We start from the raw sequence: 16,317 nt of genomic DNA, 5'->3' as shown, positions 1-16,317 counted from the left end.
AGGAGGGCGTCAGCGCCCTCCCCCGACTGCGCCACTGGCTGCTGGCAGCCATGCTGATCCTGGGCGCGATGCTGGCCGTGCCGATCTTTGCGGCCCTGACCTGACGCCGTCAGGCCTTGAGCTTCCAGCCCTTGCGCAGCAGCACATAGCAGAGCACCGCCAGCCCGGCATTGAGCGCCAGCAGCACGACGCTGCCGACCAGCACATTGCCGTCCGCCGCCGCGACGAAGCCATAGCGGAAACCGGAAATGGCGTAGAAGAAGGGGTTGGCGTGGCTGATCGCGCGAAAGAGCGGCGACAGGCGGTCGATCGAATAAAAGGTGCCCGACAACAGGGTCATCGGCCCGATCACGAAATTGGTGATGGCGGCGGCATGATCGAATTTTTCTGCCCAGATCGACGTCATCACGCCGATGAACGCGGTCAGGCTGGCGCCCATCAGGCCGAACCAGATCACCGCCCACAGATGCGTCGGCGTCACATGCACGCCCGGCCACAGCGCCATCGCCCCCCACAGCGCCAGACCGACCGCAACCGCGCGCGTCACTGCCGCGCCGACCAGCGCCAGCAGCAATTCGCCCACCGACAGCGGCGGCATCAGATAGTCGATCAGCGTCCCCTGCATCTTGCCCGCCAGCAGCGAGAAGCTGCTGTTGGCAAAGGCATTGTTCATCATGCCCATCACCATCAGGCCCGGCGCGATGAAATCGGCAAAGGGCACGCCCAGCACCTGGCGGTTCGCCCCGCCCAGCGCGATGGTGAAAATCACCAGGAACATCAGCGTGGTAACGGCCGGCGCCCAGATCGTCTGGAGCTGCACCTTCATGAAGCGCCGCACTTCCTTGCGGTAGAGCGCGCGCATGCCGGCCCAGTTGACGTTGCGGATCACCAACTCCCCCGGTTCATGGAAGGGAACGGGTGCGGGATGGGCGGCTGCAATTTTGGGCTGGTCGTTCATGATGGGATCGACTATCGGCTGGTCCGTTATGCCGCAAGGGCGTTCTGCGCGGTTGGAAGTCGCGCCTGCATGCCCCATATAGGGCGCATAGCACAGATTGTGAGGAGTTTTCATTGTCCTGGACCGACGAACGTATCGACCAGCTCAAGGCGATGTGGGAAAAGGGCCTGACCGCGAGCCAGATCGCGGACGAACTGGGCGGCGTCAGCCGTAACGCGGTAATCGGCAAGGCGCATCGCCTTGGCCTGCAGTCGCGCCCGTCCCCGGTGAAGGCCAACGAGGCGCCCAAGAAGGCCGCGCCCGCCCGCAAGCCGGCAGCCCCTGCCCCGGAAGCCGAAGCGCCCCGCGCCGCCGCGCCCGTGGCCGCCCCGCCGCCGCCGCCGCGTCCGGCCCCGGTCGCCGCACCGACTGCGCCTGCCGCACCGGCTGCCGCCGCTGCCCCCAGCGACGCGCCCGCCGCGCCGCAGCCGCGCATCGTGTCGGTCGGCCCCGGCGGCTTCCTGCGCCAGGGCCCCGGTGACCAGCAGGCACCGATCCCGCCGGCACCGCCGCGCCGTCTGGTGCCCGCCAAGCCGAGCGCCGAAATTGCCGGCAAGACCAGCCTGCTCGACCTGACCGAGCGGATCTGCAAGTGGCCGATGGGCCATCCGGGCGAGCCGGACTTCCATTTCTGCGGCGAAGCAGTGAACCCCGGCTTCCCCTATTGCGTGGAACATTGCGGCCGCGCCTATCAGGCACAGCTGCCGCGCGGCACGCGCCGCCCGCCCCCGCCGCTGCCCTTTGGCGGCCCGCGGGTTCGCTGAACAAACGAGACAAGGAAGGCCGCCCCACCGGGCGGCCTTTTCTTTTGCTCCTATTTGCCGACCAGTTGCGGATTTTCCGCCTTCCAGACCATCGCCGCATGGATGCGCCGTTCGACACTGGGATGGTCGTAGAACAGGATTTCCTCCAGCCGCGAGGGCGATGAGGCGCGATATTCGATCGTCTTGACCAGCGCCTTGGCAAGGCCATCGGGTTCATGCGCGACCTTGAGCGAGAAACGGTCGGCGGCATTCTCGTCATAGCGGCTGATGCTTTTCATCAGCGGCACCAGGAATACCCCGACCACCGCTGCGACCGCCCAGGCGACCGGCATATGCGCCGGATCGCTGATCGCGCTGCCCGCGCCGAACCAGCGCGCCGCGACCGGATAGAGCCGGTCGACCAGGAAGAAGAGCAGCATCGCCAGCAGGCTCATGCCGCCGGCCAGCCACAGCACATGATGTTCGGCATAATGGCCCATTTCATGGCCCACCACGCCCCGCACCTCGGCCAGGTCGGCGCCGCGCTTGAACATGGTGTCGCTCATCGCCACTCGCGCCGTGCCGAACAGGCCGGAGACATTGGCGGTATAGCGTTCCGACTGCTTCGACCCGTCATAAATATAAATTTTGTCGCCCGGCACGCCGGCACGATGGGCCAGTTCGACCACCGCATCGCGGGTCGGCCCGGCTGGCGCGGGGGTATATTTGTTGAACAGCGGTTCGATCGCCACCGGTGCGATGACGACCATCAGGATGATGCCCAGCACGACCACCAGCCCCGACCAGGCCCACCACCAGCGCGGCGTGCGGCGCATCAGCGCATAGATGGCGACCGCCAGCAGCGCCACCAACGGAATGCTGATCGCGCTCGACAATATATCCTCGCCCAGCCAGCCGCCGAAACCCTGGCTGGTCAGCCCATAGCTGCGCTCGCGTCCCCAATTGGCATAGACGGACCAGGGCAGTTCGATCAGCCAGTCGAGCAGGAAGAAGAGCAAGGCGGACAGGAACACCGCCAGATTGGGGCGCCGCACATGCACCCGCCGCCCCAGCCGCACCAGCAGGCCGCTGCGCCAGATCAGCGCCATGGCGACCAGTGTCACCAGCATGCCCCAAAGCAGCAGCCAATGCCCGCCCTGGGTATAGGCGATCGCCCGTTCATGCTGGGCCGGCGACAGCGTCGCGAGATAGGCGGCGGTCGCCGCATCGGGGTTGAAACCTGCCGGCATTTTCTCGACCTCCCGCCAAATCCTGTCGGCGGGAAGCTATGTCGGGCGCGGGATCAGGTAAAGATCACAAGAGGAAAGGGCCGGAGCATCGCCCCGGCCCTTTCATTGCGGCGGATCAGAAGCGGAAGCTGGCGGTCGCCATCAGGCTCTGATTGTCGAACTTGTCGCCACGGTTGATGCTGGTGCCGCCGGATGGTGTGATGATGAAGGGGTTGGTCGCGGGCGCGCTGCCCTGCCCCACATCGACGCGATAGTCGCCCGTGTTATAACGGGTCCAAAGATAGCGCGCGCCGATCGAGAAATTCTGCGCGACCTTGGCCTCGACACCGCCGCCCATGGTGTAGCCCCAGGCATCTTCCTTGCGATCATATTCGGTGAAGCTGTTGGCGGTGTTGCTGGTGTCGAAATGGTTCTTCACCTTGGCATAGGCCAGACCGCCGGTGATATAGGGCATGACCCCGCCATCGGTGGTGTAGCCCAGCCGCGCGCGCAGATTGGCGTTCCAGCCGATCCGCCGGGTCATGGTATAGCTGGCGGGCGTGGTCGAATATTCGGTCACGCTGTCGCTGACATAGGCCTTGCCCGCTTCGCCGACGATGCCCGCCACGATATTGCCGAACTGCCGGTCATAGCCGACATGGCCCATCCAGCCGATCGCATCCTTGTCGCCATTGCAGCCGCTGGCCGACGTCGCGCCCCGTGCCGAACCGCCGCAGGTGCCGGGCGAAAAGGCATTGGCCCCGGCCGCCGTGGTGACGACATTGTCATAATTGCCGTCCCCGTCCGTGTCGAAGCGCAGATGCTCGCCGCCGTCACCCTTCGACCAGTTATAGCCGAAGGAGCCGCCGACATAGGGGCCGGTCCAGTCGACCTTACCGCTGTCCTGCTGCGCCAGCGCGGGGGTCGCCAGGGCGAGCGCCAGCGTGGCGCCGATCGGCGCAAAATGCTTGAATGTCATGAATTTCTCCAGCCTGACCTTGGGAATATACCCTGATGGAGGCAACGGCTCTGTCGGCCAATTTGTTGCAAAGCGCCTTGTAACAATTGATTGCTAGCGATCGCGTGCGCGCAGCGCTTGCGCCCGACGCCCGGCTGCCTATAGCTTGGCGGAATGTCCGAAGACCTGTTCGCCTCCGCCCAGTCCACCACCTCGCCGGGCTATGACGCCTCCACCATCGAAGTGCTCGAAGGACTGGAGCCGGTCCGGCGCCGTCCGGGCATGTATATTGGCGGCATTGACGAGCGCGCCTTCCACCATCTCGCCTCCGAAGTGCTCGACAACAGCATGGACGAGGCGGTGGCCGGTCATGCCACCCGGATCGAGATCAGCCTGGAACCGGGCAACAAGCTGACCATCACCGACAATGGTCGCGGCATTCCGGTGGATGACCATCCCAAATTCCCCGGCAAGTCGGCGCTGGAAGTCATCCTCACCACGCTCCATTCGGGCGGCAAGTTCGAGGGCAAGGCCTATGCCACCTCGGGCGGCCTGCATGGCGTGGGCATCAGCGTCGTCAACGCCCTGTCGATCAAGACCGTGATCGAGGTCGCACGCAACAAGGAACTGTTCCGCCAAAGCTTCAGCCAGGGCCTGCCCACCAGCGGCCTGGAAAAGGTCGGCGCCGCCCCCAACCGGCGCGGCACCGCGGTCAGCTTCATCCCCGACGGCGAGATTTTCGGCGAGCAGAAGTTCAAGCCGGCCAAGCTCTATCGCCTTGCCCGGTCCAAGGCCTATCTGTTCGCCGGGGTCGAGATACGCTGGAAATGCGCGCCCGAACTGATCGGCGACGACACCCCGCCCGAAGCGGTATTCCAGTTCCCCGGCGGCCTGGCCGACCATCTGAAGGAGCAGCTGGGCGACCGCGAATGCGCCACCACCCAATTCTTCTCGGGCAATCAGGATTTTCCGGGCGAAGCCGGCCGGGTCGAATGGGCGGTCGCCTGGCCGCTCTGGTCCGACGGCAGCTATAGCTGGTATTGCAACACCATCCCCACGCCCGATGGCGGCACCCATGAAAACGGCCTGCGCGCCGCGCTGGTAAAGGGCATCCGTGCCTTTGGCGAACTGGTGGGGCAGAAGAAGGCGAAAGACATTACCGCCGATGACATCATGACGTCATCGGAGATCATGCTGTCGGTCTTCATCCGCGATCCCCAGTTCCAGAGCCAGACCAAGGATCGCCTGACCAGCCCGGACGCCGCGCGCCTGGTCGAAAATGCCGTGCGCGACCATTTCGACCATTTCCTGACCGACCATATGGACCGTGGCAAGGCGCTGCTCGCCTATGTCATCGACCGCATGGACGAGCGCCTCAAGCGCAAGCAGGAAAAGGAGGTCAAGCGCAAGACCGCGACCAGCGCGCGCAAGCTGCGCCTGCCCGGTAAGCTCACAGATTGTTCGAACGACGACCCGGAAGGTGCTGAAATCTTTCTGGTCGAAGGCGACTCGGCCGGCGGATCGGCCAAGCAGGCTCGCGACCGCAAGACGCAGGCAATCTTGCCCCTGCGCGGCAAGATCCTCAACGTTGCCTCAGCAAACACCGCCAAGATATTGGCAAACCAGGAAATTGCAGACATGATCCTGGCGCTGGGCTGCGGCACGCGCAAGGATTGCAACCCCGACAATCTGCGCTACGAACGCATCGTCATCATGACCGATGCCGATGTCGACGGCGCCCATATCGCCACCCTGCTGATGACCTTCTTCTTCCAGGAAATGCCCGAACTGGTGCGGCGCGGCCATCTCTATCTGGCGCAACCGCCGCTCTATCGCCTGACCGCCGGCGGCAAGAGCCTCTATGCGATGGACGATGCCCAGCGCGAGGCGATGCTGGCCAAGGAGTTCAAGGGCAAGAAGGTCGAGATCAGCCGCTTCAAGGGGCTGGGCGAAATGAACCCGATGCAGTTGCGCGAAACCACCATGGACCCCAAGACCCGCAGCCTGATCCGCATCACCCTGCCCGACGATATCGAGGATCGGCAGCAGGTGCGCGATCTGGTCGAGCGGCTGATGGGCACCAACCCGGCCCATCGCTTCGCCTTCATTCAGGAAAATGCGGCAGCGGTCGATGAGGAAGCGATTGACGCATGAGGCTGCTGGCGGCCGCGCTTGTCCTCATCGGGATGGCGCTGCTGCCGGGTCGCGCCATGGCTGATCCCGCCCCCGCCTTTCGCGCGCGCGCCGCGCAACTGGTGACCATCCTCGCCGGCCCCGGCAACGAATCGGACTTCTTCTCCCCCGTCTTCATCGACGCCATCCCGGTCGACCGCTGGCGCGCGCTCGCCGCCGACCTGCGCCGCCAACATGGCCGGCCGGTCGCGCTTGGCGCGCTCACCCAGCAGAGCGCAACCGCCGGGCAGATGGAGGTCCGCTATGAACGGGCGATCGTCGCCATCACGCTGGTGATCGCCCCCGATCCGCCCAACCGCGTCGTCGGCCTGCGCATCATCGGCAGCCGCCAGGCCGATGACAGCATGGCCACAGTGCTGCGCGACATCGCCGCCCTGCCGGGTCGCAGCAGCTTCGCCATCGCCCGGCTGACCGATGCCGGCCCCGTCCTGCTCCAGTCGCACCATCCCGACCAGCCGATGGCGACCGGCTCCTCCTTCAAGCTGACTGTGCTGGCAGAACTGGCGCGTGCGGTGCAGGCCGGCGAGCGGCGCTGGAGCGATGTCATGCCGCTCGGTCCGAAAAGCTTTTCCGGCCGGCTGATGGCATGGCCTGATCACGCGCCGATGACGCTGCACAGCCTGGCGACCGCGATGATCGCCGAAAGTGACAATAGCGCGTCGGACACGTTGCTGCTGGGCCTCGACCGCGACAAGGTCGACGCCATGCGCCAGCGCTTCGGCATAGCCGATCCCCGCAGCCTGCCGATGCTGACCACGGCCGAGGCCTTTGCCCTCAAGATGCCGGCCAATGCCGAATTGCGCCGCCGCTATGAGGCCGGGACCATCGCCGATCGCCGCGCCCTGTTGCGGGATGCCGCCACCCGGCTGACCGCCGCTCATGTCGATGTCGGCACCGTGTCGGAAAATCCGGTGGCGATCGACACGCTCGAATGGTTCGCCAGCCCGCAGGAGGAAATCGCCCAGCTCGACTGGCTGCGCCGCACCGGTGGCGATGCCCTGTCGATCATGGCGGTCAATCCGGGCATCGCCCCCGCCAACGCGAAACGCTGGCGCTATTTCGGCTATAAGGGCGGCAGCGAACCCGGCGTCATTGCGATGAACTTCCTGGTGCAGGCGCAGGACGGCCAATATTACGCAGTCAGCGGCGCCTGGAATGATCCGGTCGCCCGCGTCGACGAAGGCCGCTTCGTCATGCTGATGACGCGCGCGCTCAACCTGCTCGCCGACTGATCGCCCGGTCCGGCGCCTGTCCTACACGCCGCCGATCCTCTACACATGCCCGATGGGACATGGACGACGCTCGCAACAATCCATCACCAGTTGGACATTTAATGTCAAAATGCGCGGGAAATATGCGAAGTTAAGCGGACCAAATCCTATTTTCCTGCCCCCGCCGGGTCAGGCCGTGAGCGCCTCAACCAGCGCCTTGACCTTCTTCTGGCGCCATTGCGGCAGCGGGGCGATCAGCCAGTAGCTGAGCATTGTCGGCAGGGCATCGCCCACCTTGCGCACCCGTCCATTCTCGATATCCGCCTGCGCCAGCAACAGCGGCACACTCGCCCGGCCAAAGCCGTTCGCCGCCGCCTCGATCGCCAGCCCAGCATCCGCCACCCGGATTGCGGCGGGCAGGCCACCCGAGGGACAGCCGGGCCATTCGATCCGCTGCTCCGGCCCGCCCGCCGCCGCTTCCACGGTGACGAAGGCGGTTTCGCCGATCTTGATGCCCTCATGCTCGCCCGCGCCATCGGTCAGGCGCAGCGCCAGATCCAGATTGGCCTCGGTAAAGTCCAGCGCCTCATCGGCGGCGACCAGCGAGAAGGTCAGGCCGGGCTGGCCCGCAGCATAGGCGGCCAGGCGCGGCTGCAGCCATTTGGCGGTGATGTCGCGCGGCGCGGCGATCGTCAGCGACGAACTGGACTGGCCCGCCTGCATCGCCCGCACCGCTTCCTCGAACTCCAGGAAACCGGCGCGCAGCGCTTCCAGCCCCGCCTCGGTCTCGGGCGTCAGTTCCAGCCCCTTGGGCGTGCGGCGGAACAGCACCACGCCCAGCATATCCTCCAGCGCGCGGATCTGCTGACCGACGGCCGCCGGCGTCACCGCCAGTTCGTCCGCCGCGCGGGTGAAGGACAGGTGGCGTGCCGCTGCATCCAGCACGCGCAGGCCGTTGAGCGGCAAATGGGTCCGCTTCATTCGGCCACCGCCGGCGCGATCAGCGCGAAATGGGGAATGGTCACCTCGAACGTCTCGCCATCGGAACCGATCATCGTATAGGCGCCGCGCATCGACCCCGTTGCCGTGTTGAGCGGGCAGCCCGACACATAGTCATAGCTTTTGCCCGGTTGCACCACCGGCTGTTCCCCGATCACGCCTTCACCCTCCAATTCCTGCTGAATGCCCCGCCCATCGGTGATGATCCAGTGACGGCTCAGCAGTTGCACCGGCTGTTCGCCCTGATTTTCGATCCGGATATGATAGGCCCAGAACCAGCGCCCCCGGTCCGGCTCCGACTGTTCGGGCAGGAAAGTCACGGCGACATGGATGATGATGTCCCGCGTCGTCGCGTGCAGGGGGAACAATGCGTTCATATCTCCCGCATGCGCCTCCCTGCCCGGTTCCGTCAACGCCCTATCGTCTTGAGCGCCTGGTCGAAGTCCGCGATCACATCGTCCGGATCTTCCAGGCCGACGTTCAGGCGCAGCATATCCTCGGTGATGCCGACTTCCAGCCGGGCTTCCTCGGCCATGCCGAAATGGGTGGTCGATGCCGGATGGGTCATTAGCGAGCGCGAGTCGCCGATATTGTTGCTGATGTCGACCAGTTCCAGCGCATTGAGCAGGCCATGCGCCTCGGCCCGGCCGCCGCCGACATAGAGCGAGAAGATCGGTCCGGCCGCGTCCATCTGCCGCATCGCCAGCGCATGCTGGGGATGGCTCTCCAGCCCCGGATAATTGACCTTGGGCAGGCGGGTTTCCAGGAACTGGGCAACCTTGAGCGCATTCTCGCTCTGGCGGCGGATGCGCAGGTCCAGCGTCTCCAGCCCCTTCAGCACCACCCAGGCGTTGAACGCGCTGAGCGTCGGGCCGGTGTTGCGGTGGAAGGGCAGCAGCACATTGTCGATCCACTCGCGGCTGCCGCAGATGGCGCCGGCCAGCACGCGGCCCTGCCCGTCCATCATCTTGGTCGCGCTATAGGCAACCACGTCGGCGCCGAACTCCATCGGCCGCTGCAGCGCGGGCGAGGCGAAAGCGTTGTCGACGACGGTGGTGATGCCGCGGGCCTTGGCGATCGCGCAGACGGCAGCGATGTCGACCACGTCCATGGTCGGGTTGGCCGGCGTCTCGAAGAAGAAGACCTTGGTATTGGGCTGTACCGCCGCTTCCCAGGCGGCAACGTCGCTGCCGTCGATCGTCGTCGTCGCGATGCCGAACTTGGGCAGCAGCGTGTCGACCAGCCAGCGGCAGGAGCCAAAGGCGGCCTTGGCCGCGACGACATGGTCGCCGGCCGACAGCTGGCACAGCAGGGCAGCGGTCATCGCCGCCATGCCGGTCGCGGTGGCGCGACAGGCTTCGGCGCCTTCCAGCAGGGCGATGCGCTGCTCCAGCATCTCGACGGTCGGGTTCTGCAGCCGGCTATAGGTCATGCCCTGCTGTTCACCGGCGAAGCGCGCGGCGGCATCCTCGGCCCGGTCGTAGCAATAGCCGCTGGACAGGAACAGGGCCTCGGACGTCTCGCCATATTCGGTGCGCGCGGTGCCGCCCCGGATGGCCAGCGTCGCGGGCTTCCAGTTCTTGGTGATCTCAGGGTTCTGCCCGCTCTTCCGCTTCATATCGCCTTCCGCATATCCGTCGTGACGCGCGGCGTTTCGCCGCCCAATATCTGTGCCATCTGGCTCATGTCGCCATTACCGCCCGAGAGGATAACCGCAACCTCCTTGCCACGCATTCGATCCTTTTCCTGGATCAGCGCGGCCAGCGCCACCGCACCGGCACCCTCGGCCAGATTGTGGGTGTCCTGCCAGTAGATGCGGATCGCAGCCGCCACCTCGTCGTCGGTGACGCCGACGAAGCGGTCGGCGCGCGGCCCGAAATAGTCGAGCGCGGCCTGGACCGGGGTGCAGACGGCGACGCCATCGGCAAAGGTATAGGCGGTCGGGCTGGTGAGCAATTCTCCGGCCTCGAACGAGCGCTTGGCGGCATCCACATGGGCGGACACGACGCCCACGACCTTCGTCGTCAGGCCCAGCGCATCGCGCGCCGCGATCGTGGCGCACAGGCCCGATCCGCAACCGACGGGAACATAGACGGTGTCGAGGTCGGGCACCGCGTCGAACAGTTCCAGCCCATAGCTGGCGACGCCGCGCACCAATTGCGCATGATAGGCCGGGACCATGAACAGCCCCTGCTCGGCGGCGAGGCGCACCGCCTCCGCCTTGGCGCTGTCGAAATCATGGCCATGTTCGATCAGGGTCGCGCCGAATGCGCGCATCGCCGCATTCTTTTCCAGCGCATTGCCATGGGGAACGACGATCGTCGCCTGCAGCCCGGCGGCGCGGGCCGCACGCACCTGCGCCTGGCCATGATTGCCGCGGGTCGCGGTGATGATGCCCTTCACCTCGGGATGGGTGCGGCGCAGCCAGTCGATATAGGTGATGGCCCCGCGCACCTTGAAGGCGCCGGTCGGCGTATGGTTCTCATGCTTGACCCAGGTCTCGACGCCGATCCGCCCGGCCAGCAGCGGCCAGGCATATTGCGGGGTCGGCGGCACCTGGTCATGGACCATGGCGGCGGCGGCACGAAGGCTGGGCAGGGAAAAGTCGTCCATGCCGCTGCCTAGCTGGCGCGTGGCAGAGCCGACAGGACCGATATGCGCGAATTGGCCCCCTAGAGCCTGATCGTTTGAGGCGGAAGCGCCTTGCGCTTCCACCGATAGCGTGAATCAGGCTCTATTCTTGGATGCTAGACCTTGATTCACGCTTCAGGCAGATTCAGCCTGAAGCGATCAAGGTCTAGGCGGCCCTGCGCACCCTACCCTCGATCAGCGGATGCAGATGCGCCTCTTCCCACTCCATATGGTCATAGAGGGAATCCTGCAGCGCCAGCGTCGCCCGCTTGTAATTGCCCCAGTCGGCGGCGATCTGGGCCGGGGTCCATTGCTTGATATGGTCGCTGTAGCGCAGGAACAGGGCCACCATGGTGCGGCCATGCTGATGCACGACCGGCTCGGCTTCCATCGCCAGCGGCCCCTGGCGCAAGCTCCGCGCCAGCATGTCCTCACGCCCCATATGGTCGCGGAACAGCTGGGCGAAGCGAATACGCCAGCGGGTCAGAAGTGCCATGTCGCGGACGTCATCGTCCATCATGCTGGCAAAATCCCGCATCATGCCCCGCAGGACATGATGGTCTTCAATCAGTTCAGTCGGCATTTGCGTCCCCATTCACCGCTCATATCGACCGGAAACGAAGAAACTTTACGTTCGCGTCACGCAAATGCGACGAACCGAAGTCGGATCAGAGCGCAGCGAGAACCGCGTCGCCCATCTCCACCGTGTTCATCGTGCCGCCCAGATCCGGCGAACGGGCGCCGTCGGCGAGCGCCTTGGCCACTGCCGCCTCGATCCGGTCGGCCGGCTCGGACAGGTTCAGCGAATAGCGCAGCATCATCCCCGCCGACAGGATGGTCGCCAACGGATTGGCCTTGCCCTGGCCGGCAATGTCGGGCGCGGACCCATGGATCGGTTCATAGAGGCCCTGGCCGCTACCGTTGAGCGTCGCCGACGCCAGCATGCCGATCGAGCCGACGCACATGCTCGCCTGATCCGACAGGATATCGCCGAACATGTTGCCGGTGACGATGACGTCGAACTGGCCGGGGTTGCGGACCAGCTGCATCGCGGCATTGTCGACATACATATGGGTCAGGGCGACGTCGGGATATTCGGCCGACACCTCGATCACCACGTCGCGCCACAGCTGGCTGGTTTCCAGCACATTGGCCTTGTCGACCGAGCAGAGCTTGCCGCGACGGGCGCGCGCCGCCTGGAAGCCGGCATGGGCGATGCGGCGCACCTCGGCCTCGTTATAGGACATGATGTCATAGCCTTCGCGCAGGCCATCGGCGATAGTGCGCATGCCCTTCTCGCCGAAATAGACGTCGCCATTGGTCTCGCGCACGATCAGCAGGTCGATCGATCCGGCCACTTCGGGCTTCAGCGCGCTTTCGTGCGCCAGTTCGGGGAAGACCTTGGCCGGCCGCAGGTTGGAGAAGAGGCCCAGTTCCTTGCGCAGGCCCAGGATCGCCTGTTCCGGACGCAGATGGCGTTCCAGCGAGTCGCAGTCGGGATCACCGACCGCGCCGAACAGGATGGCGTCGGCGCGCTTGGCGATGTCCAGCGTCTCGGGGGGCAGCGGATGGCCGACCGCCTTATAGGCCGAACCGCCGACCAGACCCTCTTCATAGGTGAGGCCGTCGATCGCCAGCGCATCGAGCACGCGCTTCGCCTGCGCGACGATCTCGGGGCCGATACCATCTCCAGGGAACAGGGCGATCAACATGGGAAACCTCTTTCTAAATCTCTGCCGGCACGGTTCCGCGAAAGAAAATGGCCGCCGTTGCCCGACGGGCGAACGGAGAATGCGGAAACGGCGCGCCCGCCCTTGCAAAAACTGCGCGCGTTACGCAACCGCTCTTTTCAGCCGATCGACCAGTCTTTCGCGCGCGGCCAGCACATCGGCCCGCCTTTCGGTCAGCACGGACCGCTCCAGGAAGAAGCCGGTCAGGCGCAATCCATCCATGATCTGCGGCCAGTCGCCAGCCCCGCCTTGCAACAGGAAAGGCGGCAGCGGCAGCAGGCGCGCCTCATAGCCATCCGCCCCGACCCGGCTGACTGCCGCCGCGCTGCGCGGGCTGACAAAGGCCAGGTCGTCGGCAGTCCCGGTGGCGGCGCAGCGGCTCAGATCAAGGCCGAAACCCAGCTCCGCCAGCAACAGCAATTCGTAGCGGACCAAAGCCGCCGCCCAGCCCCGCGCCGCCGGCGCCGCCTCGACCGCGCCAAGCACGCCATCGAGCGCTTCGTAAAGCGTCGGATAGGGCGTTCCTTCCGGCAAAGCCGCCGCCGTCAGCGCGCAGGCCCAGTCGATCGCTGCCGCCGGCAATGGCTCGCCCAGCAAAGGCGCGCGGCTATGCTCCAATTCGACGGTCAGGCTCGCGAGCTGATCTTCGGTACGGGCGCGGAACTCGGCCTTCACCGCATTGCCCGGCAGCAGCACCGGGCGCAGCGCCCGCGACCGCCCGCCGCGCACATAGCCCGCGACTAGCCCATGATCGGGCGTCAACAGCCGCGCGACCGCGCCATGTTCGCCATGGGCACGCAGCGCGCAGACGATGCCGGATGTGATGAGGACGGGCATGGCGCCTTCCTATCGACGATCCGGCATCCGTGCCAAAGCTAATGTTGCGGCTGCGCCTCGCCACGGGTGCGCCACAGCGACAGGCCGATGCCCGCGCCCAGCACCCCGGCCGTCACCAGCAGGGAAAAGAGCGGCGGGATCTTCTCCAGCCCCAGCGCATCGGCCAGGAAGATCTTGGCGCCGATGAAGATCAGCACCACCGACAGCGCATATTTGAGATAATGGAAGCGGTGGACCGCCGCCGCCAGCGCGAAATAGAGCGCGCGCAGGCCCAGGATCGCGAAGATGTTGGAGGTATAGACCAGAAAGGGATCGGTGGTGATGGCGAAGATCGCTGGTACAGAATCCACCGCGAAGATGACGTCGGCAATCTCGATCATCACCAGCGCCAGGAACAGCGGCGTCGCATGGAGCAGCGGCTTGCCACCCGGCTCGGCCGGCTGGCGCACGAAGAAATGGTCGCCCTCCACCCGGTCGGTCACACGCATGTGGCGGCGCAGGAAGCCGAGCAGCCGGTTGCCCTCCATCGTCTGTTCCTTGCCCACCGTCCACAACATGCGGATGCCGGTGAAGATCAGGATCGCTGCGAAGACATAGAGCGCCCAGGAGACATTCTGGACCAGCGCCGCGCCCAGCCCGATCATGATCGCGCGCAGGACAATGACGCCGATGATGCCCCAGAACAGCACCTCATGCTGATAGCGGCGCGGCACATGGAAGAAGGAGAAGATCATCGCGATGACGAAGACATTGTCGAGCGCCAGCGATTTTTCGACGACGAAACCGGTGAGATAGGCGACAGCCGCCTCCTGCCCCATCTGCCAGGCGATCCAGCCGCCAAAGGCCAGGCCGATCGCAATGTAGAAGCCGGCCAGCTTCACGCTCTCGCGCACGCCGATCTCGCGCTGCTTGCGATGCAGCACGCCCAGATCCAGCGCCAGCAGCGCGATGATGATCGTCAGGAAGAGCGCCCACATCCAGATGGGCTTGTCGAGAAAGTCGGTCGTCAGGAAATCCATGATGGGTCCGTGCTGCGAATATGCAGGTCAAGCGGACGGCATGGCTCCCGGTTCCCTCAGCGGGAATATGTCGGAAAGCGGCAATCGAACAGCAATGATCAGTGGCCCGGCGCAGGTCAGGCTGCACCGGGCCATTTATGATCAGCCCGGCATCATGGAGCCGGTATCGATGAAGCGCTGGTGCCAGGCGAAGGCCTCGGCCGGCAGCATCGGCGACTGCAGGCCATAGCTGCCCTGCATCGCCCGCCTGAAATAATCCTTCAGCATCGGGCGATAATCGGGATGGGCGCAATTATTGATGATCAGTTCGGCCCGCTGCCGCGGCGCCAGCCCGCGCAGGTCGGCCAGCCCCTGCTCAGTGACGATCACCTGCACATCCTGATTGATATGGTCGACATGGCTGGCATGCGGCACGATCGCCGAAATCTTGCCCTGCTTGGCGGTCGAGGGCGTCATGAAGATCGACAGATAGGCGTTGCGGGCAAAGTCGCCCGATCCGCCGATGCCGTTCTGGATGCGCGATCCCATGACGTGGGTGGAGTTCACATTGCCATAAATATCCGCCTCGATGAGGCCGTTCATGGCGATGCAGCCCAGGCGGCGAACCAGTTCGGGATGGTTGCTGATTTCCTGCGGGCGCAGGATCATCTTGTTGCGGAAACGGGCCATGTCGGCATTGAGCCGCGCCGCCGCCTCGGGACTGAGCGAGAAGGCGGTGGCGCTCGCCATGCGCAGCTTGCCGGATTCCAGCAGGTCGAGCATGCCGTCCTGAATGACCTCCGTATAGGAAACCATATTGTCGAAGGGCGCATCGATCAGGCCGGTCAGCACCGCATTGGCAATATTGCCGACGCCCGACTGGAGCGGCAGCAGCGACGCCGGGATGCGGCCCATCTTCACTTCATGGCCGAGGAATTCGAGCAGATGGCCGGCGATCGCCCGCGCACTGTCATCGGGCGGGGTGAAGGGCGCGTTGCGATCCGGCGAGTCGGTTTCGACCACCGCCAGCACCTTGGCGGGATCGACGCGGAAATAGGGCTCGCCGATGCGATCGTCGGCGCGGGTCAGCGGGATCGGCACGCGGCTCGGCGGCAACGCCGTGCCGTAATAAATGTCGTGCATCCCTTCGAGTGCGGCATTCTGCCAGCTATTGACCTCCAGGATGATGCCCTTGGCACGATCGAGCCAGGTCTTGTTGTTGCCGACCGAGGCGGACGGGATCAGCAGGCCGTCGGGCGTGATGCCGGTCACTTCGACCACCGCGACATCCAGTTCGCCCAAAAAGCCCTGCCATGCCATCGGCGCGACCTGGCTCAGATGCATGTCGAAATATTGCATCTCGCCGCGGTTGATCCGCTCGCGGGCGATCGGATCGCTATTATAGGGAAGACGAAATTCGACGCCGTCGGCCTTGGCGAGCGCGCCGTCCAGTTCCGGCCCGGTCGATGCGCCGGTCCACACCTTTACCCGGAACGGATCGCCGGCCGAATGGGCGGCGGTGATTCGGTCGGCGAGCGCCAGAGGGACGGCCTTGGGATAGCCCGAACCGGTGAAGCCGCTCATGCCCACGGTCATGCCGTCGGCAATCAGGGCAGCTGCGTCCTGCGCACTGCGCCTTTTTGCCGCAAACCCTGCATGACCGATACGATCCGATGCCATCCTCTCGTCTCCATTAAATGTCTGACTGGCGTCCCTGCGCCGGCGCTTAGGTCTGGCTTTTCCGTTCTCCGCACAATAGGGATTCCCGGCACAATATCTGTGCAGGACATG

Annotated in this window: 15 protein-coding genes; 3 read left to right on the top strand and 12 right to left on the bottom strand. The window is 65.3% G+C overall.

Features of this window, described 5'->3' with window-relative positions; all coding sequences use genetic code 11:
* Positions 1–109: 109 nt before the first annotated feature.
* Complete coding sequence (locus ACUCV3_RS01370; RefSeq protein WP_482240292.1) at positions 110–958, bottom strand: ABC transporter permease; 849 nt, start codon at positions 956–958, stop codon at positions 110–112.
* Between the two features lie 113 nt (positions 959–1,071).
* On the opposite strand from ACUCV3_RS01370, the gene ACUCV3_RS01365 reads away from it, so the two are divergent.
* The gene (locus tag ACUCV3_RS01365) at positions 1,072–1,761 is read left to right on the top strand and encodes a GcrA family cell cycle regulator (protein ID WP_107917602.1); all 690 of its coding nucleotides are present in this window, start codon (positions 1,072–1,074) and stop codon (positions 1,759–1,761) included.
* A gap of 50 nt (positions 1,762–1,811) precedes the next feature.
* Here the strand turns inward: ACUCV3_RS01365 and ACUCV3_RS01360 are convergent, their stop codons facing one another.
* Positions 1,812–2,990 (bottom strand): M48 family metalloprotease, encoded by a 1,179-nt coding sequence (locus tag ACUCV3_RS01360; protein ID WP_279729159.1) that lies wholly within the window; start codon positions 2,988–2,990, stop codon positions 1,812–1,814.
* Between the two features lie 115 nt (positions 2,991–3,105).
* Entirely contained in the window at positions 3,106–3,948 is an 843-nt protein-coding gene (locus ACUCV3_RS01355) for an outer membrane protein (protein WP_048937900.1), read from the bottom strand.
* Between the two features lie 153 nt (positions 3,949–4,101).
* On the opposite strand from ACUCV3_RS01355, the gene parE reads away from it, so the two are divergent.
* Together parE and ACUCV3_RS01345 are read left to right on the top strand one after the other, a co-directional pair.
* A complete protein-coding gene (gene parE, locus ACUCV3_RS01350; protein ID WP_279729160.1) occupies positions 4,102–6,081 on the top strand; it encodes a DNA topoisomerase IV subunit B in 1,980 nt (659 codons plus the stop codon).
* The gene (locus tag ACUCV3_RS01345; protein ID WP_279729161.1) at positions 6,078–7,352 is read left to right on the top strand and encodes a serine hydrolase; all 1,275 of its coding nucleotides are present in this window, start codon (positions 6,078–6,080) and stop codon (positions 7,350–7,352) included. Before parE ends, ACUCV3_RS01345 begins: the two co-directional genes overlap by 4 nt.
* 168 nt (positions 7,353–7,520) lie before the next feature.
* Here the strand turns inward: ACUCV3_RS01345 and ACUCV3_RS01340 are convergent, their stop codons facing one another.
* From ACUCV3_RS01340 to scpC, 9 genes are all read right to left on the bottom strand, one after another.
* Positions 7,521–8,312, bottom strand: a complete 792-nt coding sequence (locus tag ACUCV3_RS01340; RefSeq protein ID WP_279729163.1) for a LysR family transcriptional regulator — start codon at positions 8,310–8,312, stop codon at positions 7,521–7,523.
* Positions 8,309–8,707: a Co2+/Mg2+ efflux protein ApaG gene (gene apaG / locus ACUCV3_RS01335; RefSeq protein ID WP_279729164.1), complete on the bottom strand. Its 399-nt coding sequence runs from the start codon at positions 8,705–8,707 to the stop codon at positions 8,309–8,311. Before apaG ends, ACUCV3_RS01340 begins: the two co-directional genes overlap by 4 nt.
* 32 nt (positions 8,708–8,739) lie before the next feature.
* On the bottom strand, positions 8,740–9,948 hold the full coding sequence (gene metZ, locus ACUCV3_RS01330) for an O-succinylhomoserine sulfhydrylase (RefSeq protein ID WP_279729165.1): 1,209 nt from the start codon (positions 9,946–9,948) through the stop codon (positions 8,740–8,742).
* Positions 9,945–10,943, bottom strand: coding sequence for a threonine dehydratase (locus tag ACUCV3_RS01325; RefSeq protein WP_482240291.1), 999 nt, complete (start codon positions 10,941–10,943; stop codon positions 9,945–9,947). Before ACUCV3_RS01325 ends, metZ begins: the two co-directional genes overlap by 4 nt.
* A 184-nt stretch (positions 10,944–11,127) precedes the next feature.
* The gene (locus tag ACUCV3_RS01320; RefSeq protein ID WP_279729167.1) at positions 11,128–11,544 is read right to left on the bottom strand and encodes a hypothetical protein; all 417 of its coding nucleotides are present in this window, start codon (positions 11,542–11,544) and stop codon (positions 11,128–11,130) included.
* Positions 11,545–11,629: 85 nt separating this feature from the next.
* Positions 11,630–12,673, bottom strand: a complete 1,044-nt coding sequence (gene leuB, locus ACUCV3_RS01315) for a 3-isopropylmalate dehydrogenase (protein ID WP_482240290.1) — start codon at positions 12,671–12,673, stop codon at positions 11,630–11,632.
* Positions 12,674–12,793: 120 nt separating this feature from the next.
* Complete coding sequence (gene recO / locus ACUCV3_RS01310) at positions 12,794–13,528, bottom strand: DNA repair protein RecO (protein ID WP_279729169.1); 735 nt, start codon at positions 13,526–13,528, stop codon at positions 12,794–12,796.
* A gap of 38 nt (positions 13,529–13,566) precedes the next feature.
* Complete coding sequence (locus tag ACUCV3_RS01305) at positions 13,567–14,547, bottom strand: TerC family protein (RefSeq protein ID WP_279729171.1); 981 nt, start codon at positions 14,545–14,547, stop codon at positions 13,567–13,569.
* Between the two features lie 141 nt (positions 14,548–14,688).
* The gene (scpC, locus tag ACUCV3_RS01300) at positions 14,689–16,206 is read right to left on the bottom strand and encodes a succinyl-CoA:acetate CoA-transferase ScpC (RefSeq protein ID WP_037519615.1); all 1,518 of its coding nucleotides are present in this window, start codon (positions 16,204–16,206) and stop codon (positions 14,689–14,691) included.
* Positions 16,207–16,317 lie beyond the last annotated feature (111 nt).

The organism is Sphingobium sp. VMM, assembly GCF_056790315.1.
This window is presented reverse-complemented; position numbering and strand designations above follow the sequence as displayed.

What these genes read in the sequence shown, in the direction of transcription:
- recO (WP_279729169.1), bottom strand. Translation starts at nt 13,528, where the DNA reads ATGCCCGTCCTCATCACATCCGGCATCGTCTGCGCGCTGCGTGCCCAT.
- ACUCV3_RS01345 (WP_279729161.1), top strand. Translation starts at nt 6,078, where the DNA reads ATGAGGCTGCTGGCGGCCGCGCTTGTCCTCATCGGGATGGCGCTGCTG.
- ACUCV3_RS01355 (WP_048937900.1), bottom strand. Translation starts at nt 3,948, where the DNA reads ATGACATTCAAGCATTTTGCGCCGATCGGCGCCACGCTGGCGCTCGCC.
- leuB (WP_482240290.1), bottom strand. Translation starts at nt 12,673, where the DNA reads ATGTTGATCGCCCTGTTCCCTGGAGATGGTATCGGCCCCGAGATCGTC.
- ACUCV3_RS01340 (WP_279729163.1), bottom strand. Translation starts at nt 8,312, where the DNA reads ATGAAGCGGACCCATTTGCCGCTCAACGGCCTGCGCGTGCTGGATGCA.
- metZ (WP_279729165.1), bottom strand. Translation starts at nt 9,948, where the DNA reads ATGAAGCGGAAGAGCGGGCAGAACCCTGAGATCACCAAGAACTGGAAG.
- ACUCV3_RS01320 (WP_279729167.1), bottom strand. Translation starts at nt 11,544, where the DNA reads ATGCCGACTGAACTGATTGAAGACCATCATGTCCTGCGGGGCATGATG.
- apaG (WP_279729164.1), bottom strand. Translation starts at nt 8,707, where the DNA reads ATGAACGCATTGTTCCCCCTGCACGCGACGACGCGGGACATCATCATC.
- parE (WP_279729160.1), top strand. Translation starts at nt 4,102, where the DNA reads ATGTCCGAAGACCTGTTCGCCTCCGCCCAGTCCACCACCTCGCCGGGC.
- ACUCV3_RS01370 (WP_482240292.1), bottom strand. Translation starts at nt 958, where the DNA reads ATGAACGACCAGCCCAAAATTGCAGCCGCCCATCCCGCACCCGTTCCC.
- ACUCV3_RS01360 (WP_279729159.1), bottom strand. Translation starts at nt 2,990, where the DNA reads ATGCCGGCAGGTTTCAACCCCGATGCGGCGACCGCCGCCTATCTCGCG.
- ACUCV3_RS01325 (WP_482240291.1), bottom strand. Translation starts at nt 10,943, where the DNA reads ATGGACGACTTTTCCCTGCCCAGCCTTCGTGCCGCCGCCGCCATGGTC.
- ACUCV3_RS01305 (WP_279729171.1), bottom strand. Translation starts at nt 14,547, where the DNA reads ATGGATTTCCTGACGACCGACTTTCTCGACAAGCCCATCTGGATGTGG.
- scpC (WP_037519615.1), bottom strand. Translation starts at nt 16,206, where the DNA reads ATGGCATCGGATCGTATCGGTCATGCAGGGTTTGCGGCAAAAAGGCGC.